Here is a 26039-nt window from a genome sequence, read left to right as displayed (position 1 = left end):
GCCGCTTACCGTCGAACAGTTCTTTCTACTCTGCTGACCAAGGAAAACATGCTCGGGCCCTGGTCCGTTATAAGAGCATCACTTCCGCTTTGACATAAGAGTTGGGAGCTTCGATTTTAGGGGGAAGCACAATCGATCCGCATCTTGACCGGCTGGCAAAGCAATAGGGCATCAGCCCGACTGGGCCGTCCCCGGCCATTGAAGAAGGGCCCTTTACCGCCGAAACAAAGCGGAAGGTTCTTTCCGCTTTGGGTGTGATGAAAGATCCAGCCAGGTGTCGAGCAAAAAGCAGCAATCGAAGGTGTTCTTAAATCGTATCTACCGAATGTCCTAGAGAGTCGGCGCGTCTGGGGCATCAGTCTGCAGCTTTACCAACTGCGATCCAAACGCAACTGGGGCATCGAAGACTTCGAAGACTTCGAAGACCTAATTGGCATGATCAGGCTCGCCAGTTCGCTGGGCGCCGATTTCCTCGGCCTTAACCCGTTGCATGCACCGTTCCTGCCCGACCCCGATCGCTGCAGTCCCTACGAGCCTCGAACCGGCAAATGCTCAACCCTCTCTACATCGCTGTCGAGAAGATTGCGGGCTGTGCGAAATCGCTGCTGCGATGCAGAAGGAGCGATCAGGCACTATATGACCAACCAGTTTGAAATTCTGCTTCGCTGTATCTCTGCGTCCAAACGTGGCGAGCCGGCAGCTCGGAGTTTTTTGGCTTCATCCAATGCGCCTGACCTACGACTTCGATGACGCCGAGGCCGAATTGCTGTGCCTAAGCCAAGCACTAACTAACCTTAAGCGCGCATACAAACGCTTTGTAAATCCCACCAGTACGGAAGCAGACCGCAACTCTCGAGCTGATTGGCAGTTCGCAACATGGGAGCCATCTCGAGATGGGATCATGTCCAGGGCGTGGTGTAGCTTAGACGACCACGGCTCATCCCAAAGGGCCGGATGAGTGTCAGCTTGCTGCTGGCAGGCTGATGAGTGGATCATCGCTCGTCGCCAGCCGTCCGCGCCGCGACATAGACCGACCCGTGGCTTTGGGCATTGTCCCACCTGAAATCGTCGGGCGGTACGACAGGCTCCAGTCGATAAACATTCAGAACCTCGCCAGGGTCGGTACCAGAGGCCAAGATCGTAGCATCCGCGATCTGCGCCTGGCTAAGCTGGTCAGGCTTTCCAGCGCCGATTTAGCGAAAGCATGTGCGTTCGTGATTGTTTGTGCGAGATCGTCGTCTGGCGCCACATGGAAATTCGCACTGGCCACCGCGACTCCACAGCGACGAACATACTCAGCATTCCAGTGTGGTCGATCTTCGAAACTCCGATCACCCATGCTCTGCCATAGAAATGCAGGTGCAGGGCACGCGGATTCTTAGAAACAAGATGCGTACCGGCAGCCTTTCATCACCCACTTCGTCACCGTATTCCCAGACGGTTAGTTAACGGGCTTTGATTTCCGCTGCCGCCATCGGCGCGCGGGCATCTCGACAACCATGGCCGCGAATTGGACTGCGTCTTCCGGCTCCGGTAAAACCAGCTTCCCTGCCGCGCCAGCGTTCGCCAGGACGACAGATGTTGGCTTTCACCCCGTAACGTTCCGCGACCTCGTTCGCCGTCATGCCCGGGCGCAAGCTCTCTAAAACGATCCGTGCCTTCCCCTCGTCCGGCCATTGGCGGTGAACTTGGCGCGTCCCTCGGTCTAACTGCGGGCCGTGGCGGTCAAGGGGGGGTGAGGTTCGGCGGTTCTCAAGGCCCTGAGACTCCGCTATTACGTGGAAGCTTGAGCGCTAGGCGGACATGGCTGCAGTTCGATTAGCGCGAAACCTGAGCCGTCATGCGAATGTGAACCCGGCTCAAGGCGCAAGTCATCCGCGTGAGCAGCGCGTGCTCGCGCTACGGATTTCAAAGTGGCTCGCGAATTGTTAGCTTGTCCTGAACATCAGGAGGACAAGGTGGCTAAAATTACAGGTTTGCAATCGTTGGCAGCTAGAGCGCGGGAGTTGACAGTCCAGCTGACACAGTGGCCGAGCGTGACCGGAACGCCTGACGAAGCAGAGTTTTCCCATAATCTGCAGCGGTCACTGGCAGACACGCCTTATTTCAGGGATCGGCCGGAGCAGCTGATGCTCGTTGCCAGTCACGGCAATCCGGAAACCTCGAGTGTGGTGGCTCTGGTACGGGGAACCGGATCGCGCACGATCATCCTCGCAGGCCACTTCGACACCGTCTCCATTTCAAATTACGGAGTGTTGGCCTCGCTGGCCTGCGATCCCGAGCCGCTCACGGGTGCGTTGATAGAAGAGTTGGAAAGCCGCGCCCGTTCGGTTTCGGAAGACAAGACCTTGGCGGATCTCAAAAGTGGTAACTTCGTTCCGGGCCGTGGTCTTCTAGACATGAAAAGCGGGCTGGCTGCCGGTATCGCAGCGATGGAAAGTTTTGCTGGGCTCGAAACACCCGCCGGCAACATTCTCTTCGTTGCGACTCCGGACGAAGAGAATGGATCGCGGGGTATCCGCAGTTTCCGAAACGCACTACCTGACATCGCTCGCCGGTTCGACCTCGAAATCATAGGCGCCATCAACCTCGATGCTTCGAGCTGTGAGGGCGACGGCAAGGATGGCCGAGCAATCTATCTTGGCTCAATCGGCAAGTTTCTGCCATTCGCGTTCGTTGTCGGCAGGCCGACTCATGCCGGCTATCCGTTCGACGGCGTCAGCGCCCATCTGATCGCCGCCGAGATCATACGTGCGATCGACACTAATTCCGACCTGCGAGATGAAGCGCATGGAGAATTTTCGCCAGCACCAGTCTGCCTCGAAGTGAAAGACCTCCGGGATGCCTATGACGTTACGACCCCGGACAAGGTATGGCTAGCCTTCAACTGGCTTACGCATCGCCGCAGTGCGCGGGATCTGTTGGGCGATTTCAGGGATCAAGTTCAAGGCGCGCTGGACGCGGCGCTGCACCTTCAGGGACTGAATAGCGCCAGGGCGGGTGCATCACACTTCTTTCCGGGAGAGGCCAGAGTATTAACCTATGCAGAGCTTCGCGAGCTGGTCAGATCATGCGGACGCCTAGGCGCCGAGCACCGGATTGCTGAACTGGAGGCAGTCGCTGCGATCGATGACAGCCCGCTGGAGACGACCCGCCATATTGTAAGCGCAATGATCGCAGAGGCCAGCATCGAGGGGCCTGTCGTCATCATCGGCTTCGGCAGCCTGCATTACCCCCTCGTTCACCTCGAGCATCACGACGCCGGCAGGGATTTTTACAAAGCGATCCGCTCAATCGTGCCCGTTATCGAAGAGCGGCACCAAACAACCATAAGGGATCGGCAGATCTTCGCTGGCATTTCCGATATGAGCTTCCTCGGCCATCGACAAGATGCAGCTCAGGCCCGCCTTGTCGTAGAAAACACCCCGGCGGGTGTCTATGTTGACGATGCCCGCGACACCGCTTTGCGGTTCCCGGTTGTAAATATCGGCCCGTGGGGCCGTGACTATCATCAAAAGTGGGAGCGTGCTCACGGCCCATATACATTCGAAGTCCTTCCGGAACTGATCTTCGAAGCCCTGCGCGCCGGCCTTGCTCAGGATGGGCGTCCGGTGGTTTCTCCGCAGGAGGACAGCCCGTAGAGGAAAGGATGGTCGACAGATAACCGCCTATGGCGCTGCTCGGCTAAACACGGAGTTGCCAAGGGTGGAACTTCCAAATTGGTGGGAAGTTCGCTCGTTCATAATAGGAGGAATAACAGTGTCGAGCACCAAAAGAGGCAGAGCGCAAGACCGGGCACGCGTTGCAGGCGGCCAGGACCACGAGGTTCGCTACGAGGCGAAAAAGGCGGCGTCACGAAGGATGTCATAAAAGGTGCAGTCAAGAACGTCGGCAACAACCGTGCAAAAGTCGAGGCCGATCTGGAGAAGAACCGATGAGCCATCGTGAGGTTGTCGTGCCGGCCGGCGCTCGTGATGTGGGTTTTCTAAATCAACGCCAGCATGCAGAGGTTTCCTTGGCATTCACCGAGACCGCCGGTTTGAAGGCAGGTGCTCAAATCACCAATGGCGGGCTGTTATCGATAGCGGCTCTAGTCTCGACCATCCTTCTGTCGACTGCGGTGCTGGTGCACGTGGCTACACGGGACACCCACTCCAAGAGGCTCTGGTAGCAATGGCCGAGTCCAACGCGCCCGATCAATCACCTGCGGCATCATATGGCTTGTCAATCGAGACGGAGCCAATGGAAGCCAAATTGGCCAAAGCTCTCCCGTCCGGGGAGGGCTGGCAATACGAACCGAAATGGGATGGCTTCAGGTGTATCGCGTTCAAGAACGGTTCTTCGGTGGATCTTCGAGCTAAATCCGGAAAACCGCTCGGCCGCTACTTCCCGGAAATGGTGGCGTTGCTCGCCGAGCTTCCGGCACCTGACTTCGTCATCGACGGGGAATTGGTCATCGAAGTAGCGGGGAACCTGTCTTTCGACGCCCTGCAGATGCGCTTGCATCCAGCTGAAAGTCGGATCCGTAAACTGTCGCGAGAGACCCCAAGTAGGCTCATTGCGTTCGACATGCTTGTGGACACGGACGGCACGCAAATCCTGGAGAGGAATCTTGTGTATCGCCGGGCGCGACTTGAATATTTCCGTGACATGATCCACGCCGATCCTATGCAATTCGCCATATCCCCGGCGACCAGGAACTTGCGCGAGGCGGAGACATGGCTATCCGGATCGGGTGGGGATACCGATGGGGTGGTCTGCAAGCGGATCGACGAACCGTATCGTTCCGGAGAGCGAGCGATGACGAAGGTCAAGCGCCTGCGAACCGCGGACTGCGTCGTCGGCGGGTTTCGATACGAGAGTGACAGTAAGATGGTTGGTTCGCTGCTGCTCGGCCTTTACAACGATCACGGCCAACTCGACCACGTCGGCTTCACGTCCTCGATTGCCGATACCGAAAAGCCTGATCTGACGGCGAGACTTGAAGCACTGAGGGAGGGTCCGGGTTTCACCGGCAAGGCTCCGGGCGGACCGAGCCGTTGGACGACAGACCGATCTTCCGACTGGGAACCGCTCAGACGCGAACTGGTGGTCGAAGTCCAATTCGATCAGATCACCGGCCGCCGCTTCCGGCACGGAACCAAGCTTCTGCGCTGGCGCCCGGACAAGAAGCCGTCGCAATGCGACTTCTGGCAGATCGGGCTGTAGACCATGAGGTCCGGCCTTCCAGGTGATCAGACACCGACGCGCTTCAGCCCGAAGAAGTATCGCCGCCGATCACCCTCGACCACCATCATTCCGGCAACCTCGTCCTCACCTGTCCACCGGAAATGATCGGCGATCGGCAGCCTGTCGTACGCCATGACGGCTGTCTGAAATTGGCTTTTGTCGCCGCCGTGGAGCGATGCCGTGGTGCCTTGTGCCCGGAGGGCTCTTCGAAGATACGAGAACCAGTTCCTTGCAATGAAGGTCCGGCCGAATGCCGAAAAACGCAGTGCTAAGCGCAGGGGAATTAAAGCGGGATCGATCGCTACGAGCCGGCCAGGCCTGCCCTGGAACAACAGAGCGTCGGCTCGCATGTCCGCATGAAATTGCTTTCCGAACCATCCGAGATTTTCGAGAACGCCATCGAGCGGATGTCCTGAAGGCATACCCGCGCCCTGCCACAGCCCGATCATTTCTTGAGCACGGACTGGCTCAAGCGTCTGAAACCATTCCTCTGTCGCTGGCGGGAATTGACTGGCTCTGCCAATCACTGTTGCGGGTATGCGCTGCTCGTCCGTCATAGGTCCCAGTACCTTAAGGATCCCTCGATTTCTGTCCGCCAGATATCGAACGTCTGCCTCCGCGCAGGCATATCTCCGATAGCCCGAGCGAGATGCTGTCCTTCGCGATAGCCTGCATCCCTTCGCATCCTGATCGAACCCGCCGAATAATCGATCATCTTCAACCCGATTTCATCGGCGCCGCCATAGGCCGAATGGATAAGCGTGACGTCGATACCTGCGGATGCCTGCATAATGTTTTTTGTTGCCAAGATCGCGTGGCGGCTCTGGCTCGCGAAAACGATGTCGATCGTGCGGCGAAGAGTTTGATCGAGAGAATGGGGAACAAGTCCAGGACCTCGAAACAAGTCAAGGCAAATGCAAACGACCTCCTGCTCCGGCCGAGGAAAAAACAGAGAGGCAAGTGGAAGGTTTGCCGACAATCCCGGGTCGGCGCAGTGCCGTCCGTCTATCTCGACCAGCGGAAAAGTAAAAGGGAAGGCCGTGCTGGCCATGATGTGCTCGACCGTGAGACCGTCACCGCGATTCAGGAAGTCAACGTCTTCTCCGGTTTCGGTATCCACAGCTGTAACGTGGAGCTCGCTGCTGCTGTGGTTGATGAGGTCAAAGTCGATCAAGGCTTGCAGTGTTTTCCGTTGTTGGCTGGCCTCGAAGAGACTGTCTGTTGTGGGCCCAAGGGGCAGCAGCGACCACAAGCCAGGGAGAGATGGTCGGAATAGTCCGGGGTTACCTGTAAGAAGCGCTTGCACCGCCGCGCGCATCCTCGCGGCTTGGTGAAACGGCCCATGGTGGCTGATGAATGATAATGTTTCGGTTGCCACCCGCCAGAAATCGTTCAGCCGCGCGACCCGGTCTTGCGGATGGTTCCCGACGATAAGCGCACCGTTCACGGCACCAATGGAGGCACCCGCTACTCGATCGAACGCGACGCCCGCTTCGAGCAATGCCTGGATTGCGCCAGCCTGATAGGCTCCGAGCGCATTGCCGCCAGATAGGCACAACCATGTCTGCCGCTCTGACATCATGTTTTCCTTCCATTTTGCGAAAGTGAAAGTTTCATTTGTTCTGAGCGTCACTGGTGAGATACGGGATAACCTCTCTCGCCATGAACCACAGGAACCCCTCCTGGTCGAGCGAGACGTTATGGATATAGATCTCTTCGAATCCGCAAGACCCGGCCGCCCCGATGAGAGCCAGCAGCTCTTCGCCGTGGACGATGAGCGGGATCACGTCTTCAATCTCTTCAGGTGCCATGCCGCGTGTCACCGCATCGAAATCTCTCGGCAACTTCAGTTCAGCCAGGCAATCAGGAGGCGCAGCAGCATTGCGCCAGTTTTGCCACGCGGCGATGCGGGCCTCTTCTTTGTTTGTTGCCCAAGCGACCTGTAACTGGAGAACGCGGGGTTTCCCGGTGATCAACCCGTCCGCCCAGGGTCCCATCCACGCCGCCGTCGCCGAAGTGAGCGCGGCGCCGAAAAACAAAGGGGAGCGGGCAGGACGAGACCAGAGCTTGGCGTCTTCTGCGGCGAACCAGGGGTGACGCACTGAAACGGTGTCGCCTCGAAGCAGGGCTCGGATGATCTCCGTACCGGCAAGCAGCCGCTCATTGCGCTGCGTCTTATCGGGCCAGCCATTGCCAACCACTGCCTCATTCAGGGCCTCGCCGCTTCCGACAGCGATCCACCGCAGCCTGTCGGGATATATTTCCGCGAGCGTGGCGATGGTATGCGCGAGTACGACGGGGTGATACCGCCAGCCGCCCGGGATTGCCAAGCTTGAGAAAGGCAGGGACGTGGCGGCAAGTGCTGCACCGAGCCAGGCCCAGTTATTGCCCGAGTTTGCTTGCCGTTCGCTCCATGGGGTAATGTGGTCCGATGTCATGATGCCGCCGAACCCCGCATCCTCGGCAGCCTTTGCAAGGGTGAGCAGCCGACTGGGCGGAAACTGCTCATGGGACGCGTGATAACCGATCAGCATTCGGATCAACCTGCACCGCCGACTGGCGTCACGACCTTCCCTGATCCATCGCATTCCGGGCAAGTTTTGCCATCAACCTGACCCTTTCCTGCACAGGCACGACAAGTATTCTCGCCGGAATTCGGAGTGCCCTCTGGCACAGCCTCAGGATTTCTGGTTCCATCGTTCGGATCTTGAGCGGTCATTTTGTCCTCGCGCTATGTCTGGCCCTGGAACCATCCGCTTGCCTTCGGGTTCCATCGGATCGCCAGCTTCGTTCCCGCTCGGTGTCTGAAGCGAGCCTTCCGTCTGCTTCCGTACGTTGACGAGCACGTGCTTGAACCTCTTTGCTTCAGTTTCCACCTGAGGTCCTCCACCCTGCACGTGCACCACCGTGTGCCCGAAGTCAGCCGTGGCGCGCGGCGGCTGTCGGGAGGATGAGAAGGCGCTCCCGAGTACCGGTTGAGTGCCCTCAGCTCAGATTGCGCGTTACAGGATGAGAGGCTATCGGATCACCGAGTGGCATCGTCCAGTCGGCACTTACGCCACGCTACATGGCCGCAAGCCCAAGCGTACGTTTTCGCATTGAGTAGAACCTCTGTCGGAACTTCGGTCGAGCCTCTCATAAATGAACGATATTTGCAGCTCGAATCTCGGTAAGATGCCTTGTTCCCTGAGGAACTACTCGAAGCTCTAGCGCTTCGAGGTACTTGTGCCGTCGCATTCCCTTAGCAGCGGACCCGCGAATCCAGGAAAGACCCTTATGGCCCAGCAAATTCCGCTCAGCGAAGACGACCGCGCCGACGAGGTCGATCGTGACGACGGCACCCGCAATATCGCAGCCGACCTCGCCTATATCCGCACTATCATGGCCAACGTCGTTTTCTATGGTCTGCCAGATGGCGGCGACCGTGGCTGGGTCCTGATTGACGCCGGCGTCATTGGCGGGAAAGCCTCAATCAAAAAAGCGGCGGCCGAGCGTTTCGGTGATGCCTCACGTCCCGCTGCGATCATCCTCACCCATGGACATTTCGACCATGTCGGCGCGCTTGAGGACCTCGCGGAAGAATGGGACGTGCAGGTTTACGCCCACGAGCTGGAGCATCCTTATTTGAACGGGAAGGCATCTTATCCAGACGGCGACCCTACCGTCGGCGGCGGCCTGATGGCGAGACTTTCCGGGCTGCTACCCACGAAGCCCGTCGATGTATCCGCGCGGCTGCGGCCGCTTCCAGGCGGCGGAAGCCTTCCCTTCATGGATGGTTGGCACTGGGTTCATACGCCTGGGCACTCGCCGGGACATGTTTCGCTGTGGCGTGAGCGCGACCGGGCCCTGATCGTCGGAGATGCGTTCGTCACGACAAGAGCTGAATCAGCATATGCGACCGCGTTTCAGACGCTACAACTGCACGGTCCGCCACGCTATTTTACCATCGATTGGGTCAAGTCGAAAGAATCCGTGGAAGTGTTGGCGGATCTGGAGCCCGATCTCGTCATAAGCGGCCATGGTAGAGCAATGCAGGGTGCGGAACTTGCCGTAAAGCTGCATACGCTGGTCCGCGACTTCGATCGCATCGCTGTACCCGAGCAAGGCCGGTATGTCAGCCATCCTGCGACAGTCGAGGATGGCTCGGCATACATAACACTGAGCTGAGATGTCCGGGATCATGATCGACGCGGTTGAAGGGAGACCGATATGACAGTTTGCACAGCCCGGCGCGGCCTGGCGGTTATCACGGGTGCTTCGAGTGGCATCGGCTTCGAACTCGCCAAATGCGCAGCTGGCGAGGGCTTCGACCTCATTATTGCTGCCGATGAGCCAGAGATCGAAGAGGCTGCGGCTGGTCTGAGAACAAGTGACTTTACAGTCGATACGGTTCAGGCAGACCTTTCGACCATTGCCGGTGTCGATCGACTGATCGAATATATCGTCTCAACAGGGTGGCCGATCGATTTGCTGATGGCAAACGCCGGCCGCAGCCTTGGTCACGCCTTTCTCGATCAGGATTTCGATGACGCCCGACGCGTTGTTGATACTAATGTCACCGGCACGATCTACCTGGTCCATCAGATCGGCAATATGATGCGAAGCCGGGGGGAGGGCCGCATCATGCTGACGGGCTCCATCGCCGGCTTTTCGCCAGGCCCATTTCAGGCCGTCTATAATGGCACCAAGGCTTTCATCAACAGCTTCTCCTTCGCCCTTCGGAACGAGTTGAAAGACAGCGGCGTCAGCGTGACCTGCCTGATGCCGGGCGTTACCGAGACGGACATATTTCGAAAGGCGGATATGCTCGACACTGCCATCAACGCCCAGGAAAAAGATGATCCGGCAGATGTTGCGAGAACAGGGTTTGACGCGATGATGAACGGGGAGGGCGACGTCGTCAGTGGCTGGAAGAACAAACTGCAGACAGCTGTTGCCAACGTAACACCAGCCGGCGCGCTGGCGGCACAGCATCGAAAATTGACGGAACCCGGTTCTGCGCCGAAATAGGCATTCAATTATCCTCACGCGCTGAGAAACCGTTTCAAAGCAGCCAGCATTTGTAAGAACGAAGAATGCGATTTTCGCGCGAGCGTAGATGTCCGAGCGGCGGCCTGCTTTCGATTAAGCGTACTCAACAATGCGGTCGAGCATGCCGTAGGAGAAGAGGCACGCACTAGTCGACATGAGGATTTGTCCGATCAAGCCGCCATCGTCAGCTTTCCTCTTGCCTTTGGCATCCCGGACAGCGTGCTAAACCGCCGTCAATTCTACACGCTCAAGCGAATTAGCTATTAGCCACTCTTCGAATACGCTCATGAGATGACGTCGCCGCTAAAATTGACAGTAAACGGCAGCGAGCGCTCGGATCGACCCGCTATAAGTGAGCATAACGCCGTAGGCACTGCCGATGCATCGGAAGCGGTTGTTATGGTCATACGTTGCGCGCTCTTGCAAAGTGCAGCGGTAGCATGAGCACGCAGAGGCGACTACTGTGTTCGTTGCGTCCAACCACCCCGAAAGAACAGTTCGCCGTTGTAAATGTCTAGACCGACATCGTCGCGGACATTGACCTGTATATGGACGGTGCTATCAGAGGGCAGTTCGTCACGAGCGATCTCTGTAAGAATCCGCGAAACTTCGCCTCGCACTTGATCCGGTCCCTCAAGCTCAACACCATCGTTATCACGGTGCAAGCCGTGACCGTTAATAACGTCAAAAAAGAACCGGGCCATTACTCACTCCTATGGTTACGGAGAGCGAAGTCAAGTCAGCCGGTTTTGTTCCAAGACAGGGCGCGCGGCGGGTTAATGGGCACCTTTAACATGCTTGTCCGCATTCAAGCGGTTGCGGATCATTGAAACGATTTGTAACGCGTACTCGCAAACCTCCAGGTCAGTTAGGCCGTCGGTTGTAGCCGCGGCGATGGCTGCTTCAATCGAATTGGTAAGGCGGTCGATCGCTCGCTGATCAACTTCGCTTCTCTCGCCCATCACCATTCTCCCGCGATCAGATCGCCAAGTTCTTCGTCCATCGGTGGGTCATTGTCGTTGCTCAAGTTGTACTCGATCCGAAACAGCGCAGCTTTATAGTGCGCTACTAACCATTCGGCCTTTCGCTCTTCCTCCCGAGTAACGTCACCTATTTCAGGTAAGACGATGCGCGTACCTTCGTGGATCATGCGGAGCGTTTCGAGATGCCGGTGAAGGTTATTCAACATGCTGTCCGCTAGCTCCTGCTCCCAACCGTTGAGTTGTTCCCTACGTCGCCTTTCCATTGCCTGCTCCGATTGATGCCGAAGGGTATTCCTAAGCGAGAAATTCGTGAAAAGTTCCAAAGGCGGAAAGTCTGGCTACCAAAAAAGGAAGGATCCCTATCAAACTTAACCCGGAGCAACAGCAGTTGGACTGGTCGAACGACGACAACGTTCCGACTTTCCAGAATATCGTTGGCGAAGAAAGGTCAATGCCATTACTGACTTCGGTGCTGGTGACGGTTACATATCGGAATGGGTTCGCCCGGTGTGTGGTGGCGCTGGCAAAGGCGATATTGCAGCACCCTGACTCAGATCCTTGTTCGCGGGCACGGTATTCGACCTAACAGCGTAACAGCCCGCGCAGTCTGCAGGGCTCTTCCGATAGCGGCAGCGCTCAAAACGATCCGGCTCGTAGGCGGCGCCCCGCAAGCCATAGCGCTCTCTCAGGGTCCGCAGCCCGAGCAAAGAGACAGACGCAGCCTGGCTGTACGACAACATTTCCCAGCAGGGTCGAGGGGAAGGTGAAGGCTTATTCGCACGGATGGGGGAGCGGCAGGCGCTTATAGTGCGGCAGTTCGGTAACACGGCCTTCTGCCGTGAACGAACGCCTGGTGCAGTGGTAGCCGGAACCTGACGTCTACATTTGCAATGCTGAATATGCTGGGAAATGGTAGATGTTCGTGTGGTTCCGCCGCCACTGGGTTAAGTGGCATTGAGAATCGATGCAGCCGAGGTTGCTGGCGCTGGGATCGGCGCGGTGGTCGGTGGTGCGGGCGGCCTACTCACAGGTCTTGGCCTGATGGCCATTCCAGGCGTTGGCCCGGTTGTGGCAGCTGGTTAGCTCGCGGCGACCGCTGCGGGTGCTGCAGCCGGCGCCGTCGCTGGTGGGGCCGCAGGCTCGAATGTAGCTCTGGCATCAGAAGCAGAGGCTATCCGGAAGCGCTCGGACTGGGTCGATACGGTGGAGCGCCGCACCCCCTACGAGCAGCAGGGATGGACACGATTCGACGACACCCTCGACCCATACCATACCACCAAATCGAGCAGGAACGGCTGCGATATCGTCGCACCGGCCTCTAACACACCCCACGAGGGGCGCCACCGTGGCGCCCTTCTCATTTGCAGTCTCCCTCAGGGCTCGTGATCGGAGAGTTGTCAACAAGATTCCCATGCAGGTTGAAATCCTGAAGTCGTGGGTTTTAAAACTAAATAGATTTAAACGTCGTTATCAAGCGAGCGATAGCCGGCGACCCAAGACAAGAAAAGTTCAGGCTGCTTCAACGCACTGTATGGGCAGAACGCAAGCCCATCCCTGCGGCCGTACGCCGCTCTACCTTCGCGGAAAGCGACGTCCTTCGCCTGCGGCGGTGGTAGCGCCGATTGGGAATCAAGGCGATCGATTATGACGCCGTTCGAAACGGCCGGTTCTGGCTTTGCATTCACTTGTGCGCGAAGCTGGGCGATCTCTCTCTCAAGTTCGAGCGTTCTCGCCTCCCTCTCAGACGAAGCAGCAGCGGCCATTCTCTCCGAGTTCCATCTGTGGATCAGCGCGGTTGCCAGCTGGAGCAGCTCATCGGGATTGAACGGCTTGACAAGATAGAAGAGTCGATCGGCGCCACCCACTTCGGCAGCAAGCTGGTGCGGCGGATGATCGGAGTAGCCAGTGACAACGACGATGTTGATATCCGGGCTGATCTGCCGCAACCGCTTGGCTGTTTCGAGGCCATTTATGCCAGGCGGGATACGCATGTCGATAAATGCGATTGGATATTGGCTTTTCTCGTCTTGTCTTGCTTCAATCCACCGGAGTGCTTCTTCGCCTTGCCGACAGAGATCAACACCCGCGACAGTTGTCGATGTCTTTGGCTTTGTCGAAGCGGACTCGAACAGCGTATTTGCGATCGTCTCGAGTTCATCTTCGGCTTTCGCGACGATGCCGCTGAAAACGCTCCCATACGCCGCCAAGACATCTGGTTCGTCGTCCACGACAAGAATTCTTGCTTCGGCAAAATGGCTCAAACTGTCCTCTTATCTGTCCTCGGCATCCGGAGGGGCAAAATCTGCATCACACGATCCGCATGATCTGCTTAAGCTGCACGGTCCGCACTGCGCTGACGATCCAAAAGCTGCTTCACATCCTCTCGGCTGCAAGGCCGGTGGAAAAGGAAGCCTTGCATCTGATCACAACCGGCAGCGCGCAAAAGCTCATGCTGAAACACCTCTTCGACGCCTTCCGCGGTCACCGTCAACCCCATGGCCTCACCTAGCCCAACAAGCGACCGTATAATCCGTTCAGCGTTAGGTTCAATGCGCAGGTTACTGACGAACGACTGGTCAATCTTCAGCTTGTTGAAACGGAGTTGGCTAAGATAACCGATACCGGCATAGCCACTTCCAAAGTCGTCCAGCGCAAGTTTAAAGCCAGCGTCACACAGCTTCTCCACTTGCTGCGCGAAATCGAACATGTTGCCGCACAAGGCGGTTTCCGTAATCTCGAACTCGATGAGTGAGGGTGATATGTCTGCCGCTCTTGCAAGCTGGATCACTTTTTCGGCGAAGCACGGCTGGCTGAATTGGACAGCGGAAAGGTTTATGGAGGTAATAATATCTGGCCAGGAGCGGATATCCCTCATGGCCTGGCGCAATACCCAATCGCCAAGCTCAATCATCATGTTGTTTTGCTCTGCAATGGAAATGAACACGGCTGGCGAGACATCTCCATGCTCCGGATGCGTCCAACGCAAGAGGGCTTCAAGGCCCGTTACCTTGCAGCCGTCGGCGCTCATCAAGGGCTGATAGTGCAGCTGGAGACCACTATTCTCGATGGCAGCCTTCAGGTCGCATGCGATCACTTGGCTACGGAGGAATTCGTCATCAAGGCTCTTGTCATAGCCTCTAGCGGTACCTCTGCCAGCCGCCTTAGCGGAATAGAGCGCCAAGTCTGCGCGGCGCATCGCGTCCGACAGGCCGCCGCCGACGACATCGCATCGACAGTATCCGATCGAAAGGCTAACCGGTAACTCGGACCCCGCTTCGGCAAAAGGGATATCGCCAACCCGCAGGACCCGGTTCAGTACACTATCTAATTCCTCACCCTCGGTAATTACGACAGCGAATTCATCACCGCCCAACCGAGCGACAAACCCATCCTGTCCAGTAGCGCGGACGATGCGATCTCCCACGTTACAGATAAAAAGGTCCCCAACTGCGTGACCGTGCACGTCGTTCACCATCTTGAACCGGTCGAGATCGATATAGGCAAAGAAGAGTTTGCCGTCTGCCTTACTGGCTTCTGACATCGCCGCATCAAAAGCTTCCTGCAGTCCTTTTCGGTTCAGCAATCCTGTCAATGGGTCGCGCCGCGCCGCTCGGTGGGCCGACGCCTCGCTGACCTGCAGTGCTCGGTTGACCTTTTCGAGTTCTTGCAGACGTCCGGTCAGTTCGGCTGCGGCGCGCATGTCGCTCGTCCAGCGGTGAACGAGCGTCGTCGCCATCTGCCGGACCTCATCCGCATCGAATGGCTTCACCAGATAGAACAGGCGGTCCTGTGCTCCGATAGCTCCTGCGATCTCAGCCGGCCGGTGATCGGAATACCCCGTCACCATCACGATGTTGATCGCAGGATCGAGCGCCCGCATCCGTCTCGCCGCCTCAACTCCGTCAAAGCCCGGCGGCATCCGGACGTCGACAAAGACCGCGGCGAAGGGCTCGCCTTTGCCTGCGGCCTCTCCGAATACGGCAACTGCCTCGTCGCCCTGCCGGCAGTAAACGATCTCGTCGATCCCGGTGCCGTTTATAGCAGGTGTCTGCTCGTCGCCGAAAAGATCAGCCGCGAGCGCGTCGAGGGTCACCTCAGCCTGCGCACTGGCACCTTCGACGAGATCGGATAGAATCCTCCGGTACGCTTCTATGACACCAGTCTCGTCATCACAGACAAGAATTCGTCGGCGCAATAGAGCATTGGTCATCAGGCAGCAGCCTTGTTGATCTGCAGTGCGGGAAGAATAATGCTGACCGTCGTGCCCTGCTCGATCCCCGCGCTTTCCACCATTATCTTACCACCCATGGCGTTGATCGCGTTCGCACAATAGTGCAGGCCAAGACCTCGTTTTCCGTCGCGCTTGGTGCTGAAGCCTTTTTCGAAGACGCGATCGAGATGAACTCTTTCAATGCCAATGCCGCTGTCGCGGATATGCAGAACCACCTGCGCGTTCCCCTGATCCGATACAGCTTGTTCCGTGGCGACTTCTATATGGCCCATCTTCTTAGGAGATAGTTCTATGGCCTCCGCCGCATTGATCAGAATATTGGCGATCACTTGGTCGAGTGGAATTTTGTGACCCATAACCGCTGCGCCATGCATGCCGTCCAGTTTGACCACGACCGTGCCGCGGTGCTCCACCACTCGCACAGCGTCGACGATGGTTTGCTTGAGATCAATCTTTTCAGCAACCCGCTCAAGCTGTGCGGAAGCATCTGATTCTCGAAGGATATCTTCAATGTGACGCAGCATCGTCACCATCGAGTGGAGATCTTTCTGGTTCTTCGCGTCGTCCTCGAGCAAACGAGCGGCAGACATTGCCACAAACTGGTTGAGTTTGGTCGCACGTTCAGGGGCAAGGTCAGGATTCTTCAGCTGATCAATGGCCTTAGCAAGGTTTTGCCGTGAGGTCGTCTCGTTCTGTCTCGATAGGTGCCAGGCCAATGCAGATACTGGGCTCATGGCGTTACGGACATTATGGAGGAGATCTGCTGCCTGATCGGCGGCGCCATGGTCGTAGTCCTGCCGACGGAGTTTGTCCCGCAACTCGGCCAGCTGCCGCGCCATCCCGTTGAAGGATTGCAGTGTCTCGCTTAGCTCATCGCCTCTGCCATCCTCCGGCAATGTCGCCAGATTTCCACTCGAAGCCACAGCATTGAGATGAGATCGGAGTCTCTCGATACGGCTCACCGCGATCTTGCGGATCACGAAGCCGAGCGCGAGTAGAAGCAGCGCTGAGCCCGCTAGAAGGAAAAGCATCGTCGTCAAAATAGTGCGCTGGCCAACAGCGCTGATATCGCGGAGGGTGGTGGAAACAAGCATAGCAACCGGGGCGCCATCTAGACCCGCAAGCTGATCAACCCGGTTTAGGGAAGCTGCGTCAGATGATCTCGCAGTCCTAGTTATAGAACCGGGTTGTAGTAGGTCAAAGTCCACCTTCGTCGCCGCTTTGATCGCGCTTGAATCGAGAATGCGACCAAGAAGCAGAATTCCTACGCGTTCGCCGCTGCGGTCCGACCGCAAGATCGGCGCGTAGCCCACGACAATCACGCCCTCCTCGGTTCGCATCAGCCCCGACTGGATCTTGATCTCGTCGTGTTTGGCGACCAGAGCATTCACCGAGGGAGTCGCGCCCGTCTGGAACAGCTTGAGTGGCTTCGGTGCTTCGCCCTCATACCTGAAGCCTTTGTCCAAAATGATTTTGCCGTCGTTGTCGAGTGCCACGAAGTAGTTCACCCCAAGCGTCTTCAGGGATTCCGCCGTAACATTCTTCTCTTCGTACTCATCGCTTCGACCGCTCATGAACTCATAGGTGTCGTCCCAGATGGCGTAATCGCCGGCGCTGTTAGCAACCTGTTCCTTCTGAAGCTCAATCGCCTCGATGACACGGCTTTGGTTCTGATCCGCCGCCTGCGCTTCGAGCGCAGCAAAGCTTGGCATGACCGCCATCCGCAGCGCCGCAAAGTTCAGACCCGCTGAGACGGCAACAACCCCGAGAAGTGCCAGATTGATTTTGGTGACGAGACGCATGACCTACCCCTGTTTTTACGGAGTTTACCGTCTTGAATATTAAGCAAGGCTTCTATTCGACGGTAAACATCTCTCGGAGCACGCAATGTACGTTATCGTACAAAATGGGGCCTTTACCACTGATTTCGGAGAGGGGCACCGATATCCCAGCCGAGACTATGGAATCATCAAACGCGCTCCGCTTTGCCCGTCTTCTCCGCCCAGCAACGTCTTTAGCTTAAAGCGGTTCGAGCATCACCTTAAGCTGACCCGGATGCCTTACGCCGAACAGATACCAGTTCACGAGCTCTCGGGCGATGTTGGCCGCATCGGGATGATCGAGTGTGACTGATCTCTCACCGCAAACCTCTTCCAGTAATGCCCTGAGAAATCGAAGATCACTCGGCTCGAGAGTATCGAACGATGAAAATGCCACTGCAGCCCCCTGCTGCTCCACCCACGAAGATGATACAAATTTTCCCGAACCCCCTGCAAGCGTTCCATGCGCCGTCAGACTTCGGTCCGATGGAGTACCGATTTTTGCTCAGGTGGACGCTTTTATCTCGTCACGAGCTTCGGCCATCTCCGCAGTAATTCCGCCCAAGCCGCCACTCACCGTGAGGCGACCCTGGGTGTCCGTCTCCGGCAGGACGAGCTCTCTCCACTGGCGGTCTGCCTTACTCATCAGCATTATCGAGATCACCCTCGCACGGGTTTGACAACTGCTGCAACGTCAGTCCAGGACCAGCGCTAGGATCTTTAAGGCGCCGAAATAGTGACAACCGGCTTAGCATCACCAGCCAGACGGCAAATATGCGCCAAGATTCAAAACGCTCTACGAAGCCATCCAACTCAGCGAATAGAAGCCGGAACTTCTTTTGAACTAGGCCATGACATGTTGGGCCAAACGTTCCGAGGTAAACGACGTCTTGGAGAGCCTCTGAGGCCCGCCGTCAGAGCAGCATCACCGAATTCGCGGCGTGCAGCGCCCTTCACTGGTAGAGCCTGACTAAGGTTCGTCTTCCATCATCTGTTGCGGGCGACATGTTGGCGTTATGACCTTTCGGGCCGATTGTTCTTACTGATTTAGTTCGTCGCATTAGGGCGCTTGCCGAAAAAGCCGAGCAAGTCGAGGACGTCGCTGATGAAAGGCTTCGGGTGCAAAAGGCTCTTGGACTTGGACGGGCGCTACTGTACGATGCAAATCCGGCAACGCCGCCGGCTCACTCCTCGCGGCTCTCTTATCTCGCGGGGCCGGGTAGCGGTCGACCCGCGGATAAATTGGCACGGCGAAGGCGCATAAGGACTAAACTCCAAGACAATTTCTGCGGATGGATATTGCTCGCGGCATTACCAGTTGCCGCTAAGCCATCCTGGCAAAAGCAAGTCCGAGACGATCACCGCGGCTATTCCGACCCACGAAAGCTTGACGCTTCGGTTTCGAACCATTTCCCTAAGTTGTCCGTGGGTTGCGAGGACCTGTTCGCGCAGATCGTCAACGAGGGACGAAGGTGACCGCGCCCCCGGGATGGTCATGACTTCGGCACGCTCAAAAAGGGCTCCCCACCTTTCGAAAAGGGATTCAAGGCGTTCGATACATCGGCGACGTCGAACCCTCGAAGCTAACCCCTCTACATCGCCGGATCGTTCGACGGCCCGACGATGCTGGATCGACCGGGAGAGGAATTGCGTGTCCGGGGGGAATTGTTCGACGTCGAAGAAGATCGGATCTCCATCCTGGACGAACTTGAGGGCATCGGAGAAGAGTGGAGCTTCCGCACGAACGCTGGACGTTGCGCCAGTGGGCGGCCGCAATGGAAGCGATAATCCCATCTCAATCGACCTCGTGAAACCTGAAGAGTGTCATCCTTCTCTATGTTGTTAAAGGGCCGGCATCAGGTGCCGGCCCCCGAGAAGTCGGTGCCAGTACATCCGTGGTCACCGATCAGCGGTATGCGCGAAGAAAAACCAGCGTTACTTGTTCATATCCTTCGCCATCATCAGATGGTGCTCAAGGGCGGGACGGGTCTTCGCAGCCCACGCCTTGAGGTCAGCATTTTCACCTTCTTCGCCGTAGCGCTTAAAGAGGTCGACAGCGTCTTCGTGGGCATCTTCCTGATCGGAATGGTACTGCTTTGTAAAGTCGTCGCCCTTGAGCTTCTTGAGGTCGTCAAGCATGCTTTGCTGGGCAGAGCTCATCGCCGTCGGGATGGTGGCTTTCACTTTGCCACCTGATACCAAAGCCTTCAGCTCCTCGGACGTCTTCGTGTGATCTGTGATCATCTGCTGGGCGAAGGTCTTGGTCGCAGGGTCCTGAGACTGTACAAGAGCAAGTTTGCTGGATTCGATCTCGAACATGTCCGACGCGGCCGCCTCAGTCACGAAATCTTCGGTTTTTGGGGCGACACCCATGACGGAGTTGACGCCGGTCTTTTCCGCGGCGGATTGCGCCAGGACTGGTGACGCGAGCATAACGGCAAGGCCGGCGAGTACGAGGACGGTTTTCAAAATCAGTGCTCCTTTTTGTGGAATATCGTCACTTTAAACTCCTGCGCGTCCTGAACGTTCCGCGCGGACCTGCGGCAATATAATTTCCTTTCGAACCAGCTCTCCAACCGCGCCACCCGAAGACTGGAAAACGCCGCCCCTCGCCAGGCGAATGTAACTCTGCTTCGTGCTGCTTGGCCATCGTTAGGCACTCCGGCACCACACTAAAGGACGAGCCCGTTTCTGTCGGCCCATACGGGAAAATGCGCCTCCGCTGCTGCCCGTAGTGCAATCGCAACCTTTAGTCTCCACACTGCCTCTTCCTTTTCACCTGCGACCCGAGCGACGCTGAATGAGAGGAGGGAAGGGCTGTCCTGCAGTGCAGCGGAAACTCGAGCGGGGTCGAGATGAGCTTCGGGCCAAGGAATGCCCACTGTCTTTATCTTCTCAGCGAGGTCGGCTCCGACCACATCCAGGTCCGATCCTGTCGTCACCGCCCACCAGTGATCCGACCATAGACAAGCATGCCCAGCCTGTTCCGAATTGTCGCGTTTGGCTCAGACGGCTTGATATTCAGTGTTTTTTCCGGCCATTGTTGCGATTGCGGCCAAACACTCCGAGATTGAGAGTGAATTTCCCAACTTGTCCAATGTTGGCACTGCTTGCCTGCAGGTTCAGGATCAGCCAATCGTCGCCATGCAAACGATGCCAATTGTGTCCTGAATTCGACGAGAGCCATCGCTGCTCCCGACATGTGGCTCATTCGCCTCGCCACAGCCGGGCCGGTTGACAGAACGGCTCGTGATGCGGCTCCAACGAAGAGTCCAGGCGTTTAAGGAGGCATTGCCGAACGTGACAGAGATCATTCAGGCACAGTGTCTGTTTGGTGATCCTGACTACATGCTGCACATCGTAACCAAAGACCTTCCTGCGTTTCAACGTCTTTATGACGAGAAGCTGTCGGCCCTTCCGCATGTACTGCGGCTAATGTCGACATTGGTTATGAAGACGATCCTCCAGAATAGACCGCTTCAGATTTGACGTCTGGTTTTAGCGCGAAGCGGAAGACGCCTATGACCTGAAGCTGATTTCGCAAATTTGCCCTAGATGCCTAATCTGCCAGACAAAGAAAAAGATCGTGACCGCAAAAGCGATTGCGGCGGCTGAAGCCCCATCAACATCATCCTTACAGGATATTCCGACCATTCGCCGTGCAGCATCGTGGACCAGGTGGGTGGCCAGATCAATTGTTGTATCTCGTGAAGCCGTTCCATCCTGACCAATTGCTGCAAATGAGCTCAACGCTGCTCAGTCGATGGCTAGCGGAAGCGGGCCATCGCCGACAGCCTGACTTCCAACGTTAGCGCCGGAACAAGTCCAGCGGCATTGAGTGAAAGTGAAGCGGAGGCGCGGAACTGAGGGATGAGGTCACGATTAACGTTTCGCACGCGGATGGATCTTGGAAAGTGTCCGGCGCTCAAGGGCAAAGCGTCGACGACCCTACCGGACCGGCGGCTTGCGGCCCTCCGACCAACCCTCACCAAACCAACGGGCAGCATTTCTGGCAGGTCGCTCTGCGGTTCGTCGCTTCAATAGGGTCCGCTTCTGCCTCTACACTCCCGTAAAGGAGCCGGATTTGTCTCCTGCATCGATTGCTGGTTACCGCTCACTTTCGGATGATGCGTTGGCGCTATCGCAGGCCAACATTGATCAAATAGATCCCGACCGAGACTTCGATCAGCAAAACTGTCCAGAATAAAGTTCCCATAGGTCCGTCCGTGTTGACCTCCATAAACCATTTGGCCTCCGTCGATGCACGGAGGCCATCTGTCATCCGGATCACTGCTTCGGCAGGACGACATTGCTGTCGGTCGTGCTTTTCACCGGCTTTTCACCGGGCACGTGAGACATGCTACGGGTCGTGCTCTGCAGATCATCGCCTTGGACGCGTGTCTTTGTCTGCGACTTGCTGAACGTCCCTTGATCCATCGCCTGGGCCTTGGATTGCGTCCGCAGCCCATTCGGGTTCTCGTTTACCTTGGTCTGGCTTTTTGCCTTTCCGTCAGCGGTAGCAGCGCTGCCTCCAGATCCGATCGATGCCGTTGTACCATCGTCGGTTTTGCAAGCGCCCGCGGTGCCAAGCGTGCTGGCGGACGTGCCGCCCGCCGCGGCACTGCCGCCGGAGCCGACGGTACCAGCCGCATTACAGTCCTGCGCAAATACTGGTGTCGTGAACACCGACGCCAGGAACGCCAAGCCTACGATCGAAATTGCTTTCGACATGATTGCCTCCATTCACTTCTTGGGTTTCGTTACATCGCACGTTCCGTCAGAGCGGCGGGTGATGACCGTTCCGTCGGGCCGTGTCACGCTGGCGGTCGAAAACGACTGGCTGCCAGCGGTGCCACTGCTGGCGGACGAGCCGGCACTCGAAGACGTCGAGCCGTTGCCCGACTGCATCGTCGTCGTGTTGCCGTCGATTGTCGTTGAAGACGAAACGCTGCCGCCGCCGGCAGTGACCGAGGTCGATGTACCGTTGCCGATCGATCCGGTGCTATCGATGACGGTGCAGGTGGTCCCGTCGTCGAGTTTGATAGTCTCATTGGCCGACAATGCGGTGCCTGCGATCATGAGCGCCAGGATCAGCGGCAGGGCAAAGGCGCCCTTGTGTAAGATTGATACCGAGGTCATGCCCGGTCCTCCTGAAGATGGGCGGAAGCCTATGGCTTCCGCCCTGTGAATGGATTAGCAGGAGCCGCCTTCCTTCTTGGCCTGGCCGGGAGGGCATGCCTTTTTGCCCTGGCCGTTCTCCATTCCGGCGCTGCCGGCGGAACTGCCGCCCGTTCCGACCGAGCTGGTCGAGGTGCCATCCTTGGCGGATGTGCCGCCGGTGCCGAGCGTAGACGCTGAACCGGAGCCGTTGCCGGAGCCTGCAGCCGAACCGCCCGTGCCAACCGAGCTGCTGGACTGGCCGCCGCCGGCCGAGGTGCCGCCCGTGCCAAGGGTCGAAGCCGAACCCGAACCGCTGCCCGATCCTGCAGCCGAGCCACCAGTACCGACCGAGCTGCTGGATGTGCCGCCGCCAGCAGACGTACCACCGGTGCCAAGCGTCGAGGCCGAACCGGAGCCGCAATTGGTGCCGGTGGTGCAGTTGGTGCCGCCTGCCGAGCTGCCGCCCGTGCCGATGCTGCTGCTGGAGGTGCCGCCGCCGGCCGACGTGCCGCCGGTACCGACGGTGCTGCTGGTTTGGGCATAAGCGGACAGGGTCGTGCCTGCGAGAAGTGCTGCGGCAAAGGCCGCACGTACAACGATGTTCATCCTCATATCTCCTTGAATTTTTTCGAGCTTCTGACGCCCGTGCGCTTCGAAGCTGTCAATCAAACCCAAGGCTTTCCTGCTTGTTCCAGCCCGGGACTTCAGTCGGTGCCACCTTTGGACCTTTGGTCCTTAGCGGGGATCGACTAAGGTCCTACCGGCGGACATTTTCCCGGACAGGCGCGGTTTCGAGCCTGGACCACGTTCAAAAACCAGAATTTCAGATAACACTTCGATCGACCACTGCCGGTGGATAAAGCCAAATGTGCTAGGGCGTGAATAGCGCTGGCCTCAGCATCGATCGATGGTGGCAACAATACGGAGATGGAGCTCCAGGATCGTCAGCGGCTCGGCTCTGGAGTTGGAACAGCGAATGGCTGATCGCTTGTCGGATCTTCAGGCCCGCGTTTCGCGCCATCATTCGATGGCTGCTCGGCGGGATAACACCGTCGGATACATCGCCATGCCAATGCAGCCTCCGTACGGTTGATCACCCCGAGCTTGGAGAATTCTACGTCAAATGATGCTTGATGTTTTTTCTCGAAGCTCGAGCTTGATGGCAATCTTTCGATTGCTGAATCCCCACATCAGCAGTTCGAGAATCCGCTGTTCTCGTTCCTTCAAGCTCGCTATCGTTTGCTCACGAGGCAGAGCAAGGACTTTGGCGCATACGTTCGGTTCGACATAGCCGTTCCCGGTGGATATATGGTCGAGAAGCGTGGCCAGCGCTTGGGCCCCGATGCCTTTCAAGATGTAACCGCGAACGCCGAGCTGCAGTGCCTGGCGAAGGTCGTCATCCTGCTCCGAGGCGGTGAGCATCACGATCTTTGCATTTGGTTGGGCCTGAAGGACCGGAGCGATCGTCTCGATCCACCTCCGGGGAAGTGATATGTCGAGAAGCAGGATATCTGGTGATAACCTCTCTGCGATGGTCACGGCGTCAGCTGCACACTCCCCTTCCGCCACGACATCGAAACCATTTTCAATGAGGCTGAGCCGCACACCTTCCCTAAATAGTGGATGGTCGTCGACGACCGCAAGCCTCAGATTCTGACGCATGCCCGTTTCACTTTGGACTTCGCTGTTGATGACGGGATTTCTCACCGTCGCAAATGGGACAGTATGGTGAGACCCCGTGCACTAATGCCTAAATCACGCTTTCCAGCGACGACACCTGAACGGAGTTTGTCCAGGTGTCGCCCTTAGTTTGCAAGTCCAGGTTTTGAGGCGCGCTCTACCGGTCAGCAGCGATCAACGTAGCGGCGGCCGTACTGATCGCGATAATAGCAACGGCCCGGTTGATCAGCCACGCTTCCAATCAAAGCTCCGGACACACCGCCCACAGCGGCGCCAACGGCCGCGCCGCGAACATTGCCGGTTGCGACGCCGCCTATCACTGCGCCTGTTGCGGCTCCGAAGCCCGCACCTTGCTCGGTCGCGGTGCAAGCTGCGAGAGATGTTGCGATAAGTCCGATGGTTAAGATCCGCTTCATGTGATCCTCCTGTTAGTGTCCCGGCAAAAACTGTGCCATGGTCTCAAGTTGCAACGACAGCGCATATGCGATGAAGATCACCAAAGAATTGGCGGTCGAGGCGCGCACCCCATCAGATGCCGCCATCCGCCGCCAAGTCCATATCGTGGGGACCTTTGCCGCACAGCCTATGGACCAATGGCCAATTAGGCGTAGGACTTTTGGTACCATGATCGGTTTCGCTTCAGCTGTTGGTCGGCGGTGAAACTGCTCAAAGCGTCGTCGCATGACCGGCCACAGGCTTTGCCGCCCCCAGGTCTTCGTCTTTGGCAAAACCGTCGGGCGCTAGACGTTGGACGATCAGACTTTGGCTTGAACGCATTCGCAAAGGTCCAAGGTTGGAAACAAGGATTCCTTCCAAAGGTTTGCGTTGATGAAGGAGACAAGGGATGGATCCCCCCAATTATCGACTAAGGCTGGTGGCCGAAGACCTGCTTGCCATACATCGCCGGTATCCGGACGTAAGTATGGCGGCTGGTGCACGCCTGTTGGCTTGCCTGCTGCTCGAATGACAGCCGGCTCTCGATCTTCCGATCCCGATATTGTCGAAACTTTATTGGAGTCGCGGAAAAGATGCTTCTGACGTCCGTCACAGTTCACTAAATGCGAGGATGAGGCAGCCTTAAACTTGTTGAGGAGGGCGGCGGCGAAACTGTCTCTTATCTCTGGGGAGATGGGAAACACGGCAATCTGCGCAACTGCTCAGTTGTGAAGCTATCGAATACCGTCTGATGATCTTGGTCAGTGCTTCTTCAACACCCGCAATTGAATGCCGTTGCAGAACCGCCCCAATCCGTTAAGTCAGCTATGAACTGCAATTCTGAGACAGGGGCCCCTTACTGAACGCCCCTTTGCAGCCTGCTGCCTGGGAGACAAAATATGAAATCGCCCTGGCAATTTATCTCGGATTTGGCCGGCCGCCGGCGCCAGCGTCTCGCCGAACAGAGTTCCGAGCCGACTGCCGATGAAGGTCCCGATCGGCTCTTGCTGCCAGCCCCATCAGATTGGCCCGAAGACGGTGTCACGACGACCAACGCTAATAACCAGCCCGATCAATTAACACGCCCGCCTGAGGAAGCGCTGCATGAGGAGACGCAGCTTAGTGCACAAGCGTCGCTTGGTGAGGCCGTAGGCTATAGCCAGAAAGACGACGGAACCACGTTGGTAGCCCCCGAGACATCAAACGCTACCCAAGCTCAGAGTGTGCCGAAGACTAGAGGACGTGTCGCGCGCAGCGCAAGACCAGAGTCTCGACACAACCCGATGTCGCTCAGGCACCCGGTTTAATGCCAGACCAGATGCCGGTTGCGCGCACGTTTCATGATGATGTCAGGTCGGTCGACGTCAACATCAAGCGGCTCCGGACCGAACTTGCGGCAGAGCTGCGCGTGCAGAAAGAGCAGCTTAAAAAGATGCTCGAGCGTTTCGATTGCCAATAGCGGCCATTTTC

General features: G+C 57.4%; 25 protein-coding genes and 4 pseudogenes. 11 read left to right on the top strand and 18 right to left on the bottom strand.

Annotated elements, in window-relative coordinates:
- Positions 1 to 170: 170 nt before the first annotated feature.
- Positions 171 to 602: pseudogene (locus KX729_RS27625) on the top strand (4-alpha-glucanotransferase); the annotation flags it as partial.
- Between the two features lie 843 nt (positions 603 to 1445).
- Here KX729_RS27625 and KX729_RS34650 read toward each other — a convergent pair.
- Positions 1446 to 1775: a transposase gene (locus KX729_RS34650; RefSeq protein WP_219745735.1), complete on the bottom strand. Its 330-nt coding sequence runs from the start codon at positions 1773 to 1775 to the stop codon at positions 1446 to 1448.
- 138 nt (positions 1776 to 1913) lie between these two features.
- Here KX729_RS34650 and KX729_RS27615 point away from each other — a divergent pair, with 138 nt between their 5' ends.
- The 4 genes and pseudogenes from KX729_RS27615 (at position 1914) to KX729_RS27605 (ending at position 5208) form a co-directional block, all read left to right on the top strand.
- Positions 1914 to 3641 (top strand): M20/M25/M40 family metallo-hydrolase, encoded by a 1728-nt coding sequence (locus tag KX729_RS27615; protein WP_312992229.1) that lies wholly within the window; start codon positions 1914 to 1916, stop codon positions 3639 to 3641.
- A gap of 118 nt (positions 3642 to 3759) precedes the next feature.
- A pseudogene (locus tag KX729_RS33750) lies at positions 3760 to 3938 on the top strand (DUF3606 domain-containing protein).
- Complete coding sequence (locus KX729_RS27610) at positions 3935 to 4171, top strand: hypothetical protein (RefSeq protein WP_219745697.1); 237 nt, start codon at positions 3935 to 3937, stop codon at positions 4169 to 4171. The pseudogene KX729_RS33750 and the gene KX729_RS27610 overlap by 4 nt, the downstream one beginning before the upstream one ends.
- 2 nt (positions 4172 to 4173) lie before the next feature.
- Positions 4174 to 5208 (top strand): ATP-dependent DNA ligase, encoded by a 1035-nt coding sequence (locus tag KX729_RS27605; protein ID WP_219745696.1) that lies wholly within the window; start codon positions 4174 to 4176, stop codon positions 5206 to 5208.
- A gap of 26 nt (positions 5209 to 5234) precedes the next feature.
- On the opposite strand, the gene KX729_RS27600 is transcribed toward KX729_RS27605, so the two are convergent.
- The 3 genes from KX729_RS27600 to KX729_RS27590 are packed head-to-tail and all read right to left on the bottom strand — an operon-like array spanning position 5235 to position 7763.
- Positions 5235 to 5786 carry a GXWXG domain-containing protein gene (locus KX729_RS27600; protein WP_219745695.1) on the bottom strand — a complete coding sequence of 184 codons (552 nt, stop codon included), beginning with the start codon at positions 5784 to 5786 and terminating at the stop codon, positions 5235 to 5237.
- Positions 5783 to 6808 carry a patatin-like phospholipase family protein gene (locus KX729_RS27595; RefSeq protein WP_219745694.1) on the bottom strand — a complete coding sequence of 342 codons (1026 nt, stop codon included), beginning with the start codon at positions 6806 to 6808 and terminating at the stop codon, positions 5783 to 5785. The genes KX729_RS27600 and KX729_RS27595 overlap by 4 nt, the downstream gene beginning before the upstream one ends.
- 34 nt (positions 6809 to 6842) lie before the next feature.
- Complete coding sequence (locus tag KX729_RS27590; protein WP_219745693.1) at positions 6843 to 7763, bottom strand: LLM class flavin-dependent oxidoreductase; 921 nt, start codon at positions 7761 to 7763, stop codon at positions 6843 to 6845.
- Positions 7764 to 8505: 742 nt separating this feature from the next.
- Between KX729_RS27590 and KX729_RS27585 the strand changes: the two genes are divergently transcribed.
- Both KX729_RS27585 and KX729_RS27580 read left to right on the top strand, forming a co-directional pair.
- Positions 8506 to 9396 (top strand): MBL fold metallo-hydrolase, encoded by an 891-nt coding sequence (locus tag KX729_RS27585; protein WP_219745692.1) that lies wholly within the window; start codon positions 8506 to 8508, stop codon positions 9394 to 9396.
- Positions 9397 to 9438: 42 nt separating this feature from the next.
- On the top strand, positions 9439 to 10239 hold the full coding sequence (locus tag KX729_RS27580) for an SDR family NAD(P)-dependent oxidoreductase (protein ID WP_219745691.1): 801 nt from the start codon (positions 9439 to 9441) through the stop codon (positions 10237 to 10239).
- 479 nt (positions 10240 to 10718) lie between these two features.
- On the opposite strand, the gene KX729_RS27575 is transcribed toward KX729_RS27580, so the two are convergent.
- The 3 genes from KX729_RS27575 to KX729_RS27565 all read right to left on the bottom strand — a co-directional run bounded on the left by KX729_RS27575 (position 10719) and on the right by KX729_RS27565 (position 11449).
- Positions 10719 to 10964 carry a DUF6894 family protein gene (locus tag KX729_RS27575; RefSeq protein WP_219745690.1) on the bottom strand — a complete coding sequence of 82 codons (246 nt, stop codon included), beginning with the start codon at positions 10962 to 10964 and terminating at the stop codon, positions 10719 to 10721.
- Positions 10965 to 11036: 72 nt separating this feature from the next.
- The gene (locus KX729_RS27570; protein ID WP_219745689.1) at positions 11037 to 11222 is read right to left on the bottom strand and encodes a hypothetical protein; all 186 of its coding nucleotides are present in this window, start codon (positions 11220 to 11222) and stop codon (positions 11037 to 11039) included.
- Positions 11222 to 11449 (bottom strand): hypothetical protein, encoded by a 228-nt coding sequence (locus KX729_RS27565; protein ID WP_219745688.1) that lies wholly within the window; start codon positions 11447 to 11449, stop codon positions 11222 to 11224. The genes KX729_RS27570 and KX729_RS27565 overlap by 1 nt, the downstream gene beginning before the upstream one ends.
- Positions 11450 to 12206: 757 nt before the next feature.
- On the opposite strand from KX729_RS27565, the pseudogene KX729_RS27560 reads away from it, so the two are divergent.
- A pseudogene (locus tag KX729_RS27560) lies at positions 12207 to 12565 on the top strand (hypothetical protein); the annotation flags it as partial.
- Between the two features lie 135 nt (positions 12566 to 12700).
- Here KX729_RS27560 and KX729_RS27555 read toward each other — a convergent pair.
- The 4 genes from KX729_RS27555 to KX729_RS27540 form a co-directional block, all read right to left on the bottom strand.
- Positions 12701 to 13504: a response regulator gene (locus KX729_RS27555; protein WP_219745687.1), complete on the bottom strand. Its 804-nt coding sequence runs from the start codon at positions 13502 to 13504 to the stop codon at positions 12701 to 12703.
- Between the two features lie 68 nt (positions 13505 to 13572).
- The gene (locus KX729_RS27550; protein WP_219745686.1) at positions 13573 to 15453 is read right to left on the bottom strand and encodes a putative bifunctional diguanylate cyclase/phosphodiesterase; all 1881 of its coding nucleotides are present in this window, start codon (positions 15451 to 15453) and stop codon (positions 13573 to 13575) included.
- Positions 15453 to 17276, bottom strand: a complete 1824-nt coding sequence (locus KX729_RS27545; protein WP_219745685.1) for a sensor histidine kinase — start codon at positions 17274 to 17276, stop codon at positions 15453 to 15455. Before KX729_RS27545 ends, KX729_RS27550 begins: the two co-directional genes overlap by 1 nt.
- Before the next feature lie 523 nt (positions 17277 to 17799).
- Positions 17800 to 17940 carry a hypothetical protein gene (locus tag KX729_RS27540; RefSeq protein ID WP_219745684.1) on the bottom strand — a complete coding sequence of 47 codons (141 nt, stop codon included), beginning with the start codon at positions 17938 to 17940 and terminating at the stop codon, positions 17800 to 17802.
- A gap of 950 nt (positions 17941 to 18890) precedes the next feature.
- Here KX729_RS27540 and KX729_RS34450 point away from each other — a divergent pair.
- Positions 18891 to 19082, top strand: coding sequence for a gamma-glutamylcyclotransferase (locus KX729_RS34450; protein ID WP_312992277.1), 192 nt, complete (start codon positions 18891 to 18893; stop codon positions 19080 to 19082).
- A gap of 147 nt (positions 19083 to 19229) precedes the next feature.
- On the opposite strand, the gene KX729_RS27535 is transcribed toward KX729_RS34450, so the two are convergent.
- Both KX729_RS27535 and KX729_RS34645 read right to left on the bottom strand, forming a co-directional pair.
- Positions 19230 to 19727, bottom strand: coding sequence for a DUF4142 domain-containing protein (locus KX729_RS27535; protein WP_219745733.1), 498 nt, complete (start codon positions 19725 to 19727; stop codon positions 19230 to 19232).
- A 588-nt stretch (positions 19728 to 20315) separates the two neighbouring features.
- Positions 20316 to 20456 (bottom strand): annotated as a pseudogene (locus KX729_RS34645) (hypothetical protein); the annotation flags it as partial.
- A 90-nt stretch (positions 20457 to 20546) separates the two neighbouring features.
- Here KX729_RS34645 and KX729_RS34640 point away from each other — a divergent pair.
- On the top strand, positions 20547 to 20783 hold the full coding sequence (locus KX729_RS34640; protein ID WP_376776082.1) for an Lrp/AsnC ligand binding domain-containing protein: 237 nt from the start codon (positions 20547 to 20549) through the stop codon (positions 20781 to 20783).
- Positions 20784 to 21581: 798 nt separating this feature from the next.
- Here the strand turns inward: KX729_RS34640 and KX729_RS27525 are convergent.
- The 5 genes from KX729_RS27525 to KX729_RS27505 all read right to left on the bottom strand — a co-directional run bounded on the left by KX729_RS27525 (position 21582) and on the right by KX729_RS27505 (position 24550).
- On the bottom strand, positions 21582 to 22025 hold the full coding sequence (locus KX729_RS27525) for a hypothetical protein (RefSeq protein ID WP_219745682.1): 444 nt from the start codon (positions 22023 to 22025) through the stop codon (positions 21582 to 21584).
- Between the two features lie 12 nt (positions 22026 to 22037).
- Positions 22038 to 22433, bottom strand: a complete 396-nt coding sequence (locus KX729_RS27520; RefSeq protein WP_219745681.1) for a hypothetical protein — start codon at positions 22431 to 22433, stop codon at positions 22038 to 22040.
- Positions 22434 to 22487: 54 nt separating this feature from the next.
- Positions 22488 to 23060 (bottom strand): hypothetical protein, encoded by a 573-nt coding sequence (locus KX729_RS27515; protein ID WP_219745680.1) that lies wholly within the window; start codon positions 23058 to 23060, stop codon positions 22488 to 22490.
- 513 nt (positions 23061 to 23573) lie between these two features.
- Complete coding sequence (locus KX729_RS27510; protein WP_376776081.1) at positions 23574 to 24116, bottom strand: response regulator; 543 nt, start codon at positions 24114 to 24116, stop codon at positions 23574 to 23576.
- A gap of 182 nt (positions 24117 to 24298) precedes the next feature.
- Positions 24299 to 24550 (bottom strand): YMGG-like glycine zipper-containing protein, encoded by a 252-nt coding sequence (locus tag KX729_RS27505; protein WP_219745679.1) that lies wholly within the window; start codon positions 24548 to 24550, stop codon positions 24299 to 24301.
- A gap of 1325 nt (positions 24551 to 25875) precedes the next feature.
- On the opposite strand from KX729_RS27505, the gene KX729_RS27500 reads away from it, so the two are divergent.
- Entirely contained in the window at positions 25876 to 26028 is a 153-nt protein-coding gene (locus KX729_RS27500) for a hypothetical protein (protein ID WP_219745678.1), read from the top strand.
- The last annotated feature ends 11 nt before the right edge of the window (positions 26029 to 26039 follow it).

It is taken from the genome of Neorhizobium populisoli (genome assembly GCF_019430945.1).
GTDB classification, from domain to species: Bacteria; Pseudomonadota; Alphaproteobacteria; order Rhizobiales; family Rhizobiaceae; genus Neorhizobium; species Neorhizobium populisoli.
Note: the sequence above shows the minus strand (reverse complement) of the source record. Positions and strands in the feature narration are given on the sequence as shown.

Coding starts and splice junctions, on each gene's coding strand:
- KX729_RS27610 (WP_219745697.1), top strand. CDS start 3,935: ATGAGCCATCGTGAGGTTGTCGTGCCGGCCGGCGCTCGTGATGTGGGT.
- KX729_RS27605 (WP_219745696.1), top strand. CDS start 4,174: ATGGCCGAGTCCAACGCGCCCGATCAATCACCTGCGGCATCATATGGC.
- KX729_RS27600 (WP_219745695.1), bottom strand. CDS start 5,786: ATGACGGACGAGCAGCGCATACCCGCAACAGTGATTGGCAGAGCCAGT.
- KX729_RS27595 (WP_219745694.1), bottom strand. CDS start 6,808: ATGTCAGAGCGGCAGACATGGTTGTGCCTATCTGGCGGCAATGCGCTC.
- KX729_RS27590 (WP_219745693.1), bottom strand. CDS start 7,763: ATGCTGATCGGTTATCACGCGTCCCATGAGCAGTTTCCGCCCAGTCGG.
- KX729_RS27585 (WP_219745692.1), top strand. CDS start 8,506: ATGGCCCAGCAAATTCCGCTCAGCGAAGACGACCGCGCCGACGAGGTC.
- KX729_RS27580 (WP_219745691.1), top strand. CDS start 9,439: ATGACAGTTTGCACAGCCCGGCGCGGCCTGGCGGTTATCACGGGTGCT.
- KX729_RS27575 (WP_219745690.1), bottom strand. CDS start 10,964: ATGGCCCGGTTCTTTTTTGACGTTATTAACGGTCACGGCTTGCACCGT.
- KX729_RS27570 (WP_219745689.1), bottom strand. CDS start 11,222: ATGGGCGAGAGAAGCGAAGTTGATCAGCGAGCGATCGACCGCCTTACC.
- KX729_RS27565 (WP_219745688.1), bottom strand. CDS start 11,449: ATGTTGAATAACCTTCACCGGCATCTCGAAACGCTCCGCATGATCCAC.
- KX729_RS27550 (WP_219745686.1), bottom strand. CDS start 15,453: ATGACCAATGCTCTATTGCGCCGACGAATTCTTGTCTGTGATGACGAG.
- KX729_RS27545 (WP_219745685.1), bottom strand. CDS start 17,276: ATGCGTCTCGTCACCAAAATCAATCTGGCACTTCTCGGGGTTGTTGCC.
- KX729_RS27540 (WP_219745684.1), bottom strand. CDS start 17,940: ATGAGTAAGGCAGACCGCCAGTGGAGAGAGCTCGTCCTGCCGGAGACG.
- KX729_RS27535 (WP_219745733.1), bottom strand. CDS start 19,727: ATGCTCGCGTCACCAGTCCTGGCGCAATCCGCCGCGGAAAAGACCGGC.
- KX729_RS34640 (WP_376776082.1), top strand. CDS start 20,547: ATGCGGCTCCAACGAAGAGTCCAGGCGTTTAAGGAGGCATTGCCGAAC.
- KX729_RS27525 (WP_219745682.1), bottom strand. CDS start 22,025: ATGTCGAAAGCAATTTCGATCGTAGGCTTGGCGTTCCTGGCGTCGGTG.
- KX729_RS27520 (WP_219745681.1), bottom strand. CDS start 22,433: ATGACCTCGGTATCAATCTTACACAAGGGCGCCTTTGCCCTGCCGCTG.
- KX729_RS27515 (WP_219745680.1), bottom strand. CDS start 23,060: ATGAACATCGTTGTACGTGCGGCCTTTGCCGCAGCACTTCTCGCAGGC.
- KX729_RS27510 (WP_376776081.1), bottom strand. CDS start 24,116: ATGCGTCAGAATCTGAGGCTTGCGGTCGTCGACGACCATCCACTATTT.
- KX729_RS27505 (WP_219745679.1), bottom strand. CDS start 24,550: ATGAAGCGGATCTTAACCATCGGACTTATCGCAACATCTCTCGCAGCT.
- KX729_RS27500 (WP_219745678.1), top strand. CDS start 25,876: ATGCCAGACCAGATGCCGGTTGCGCGCACGTTTCATGATGATGTCAGG.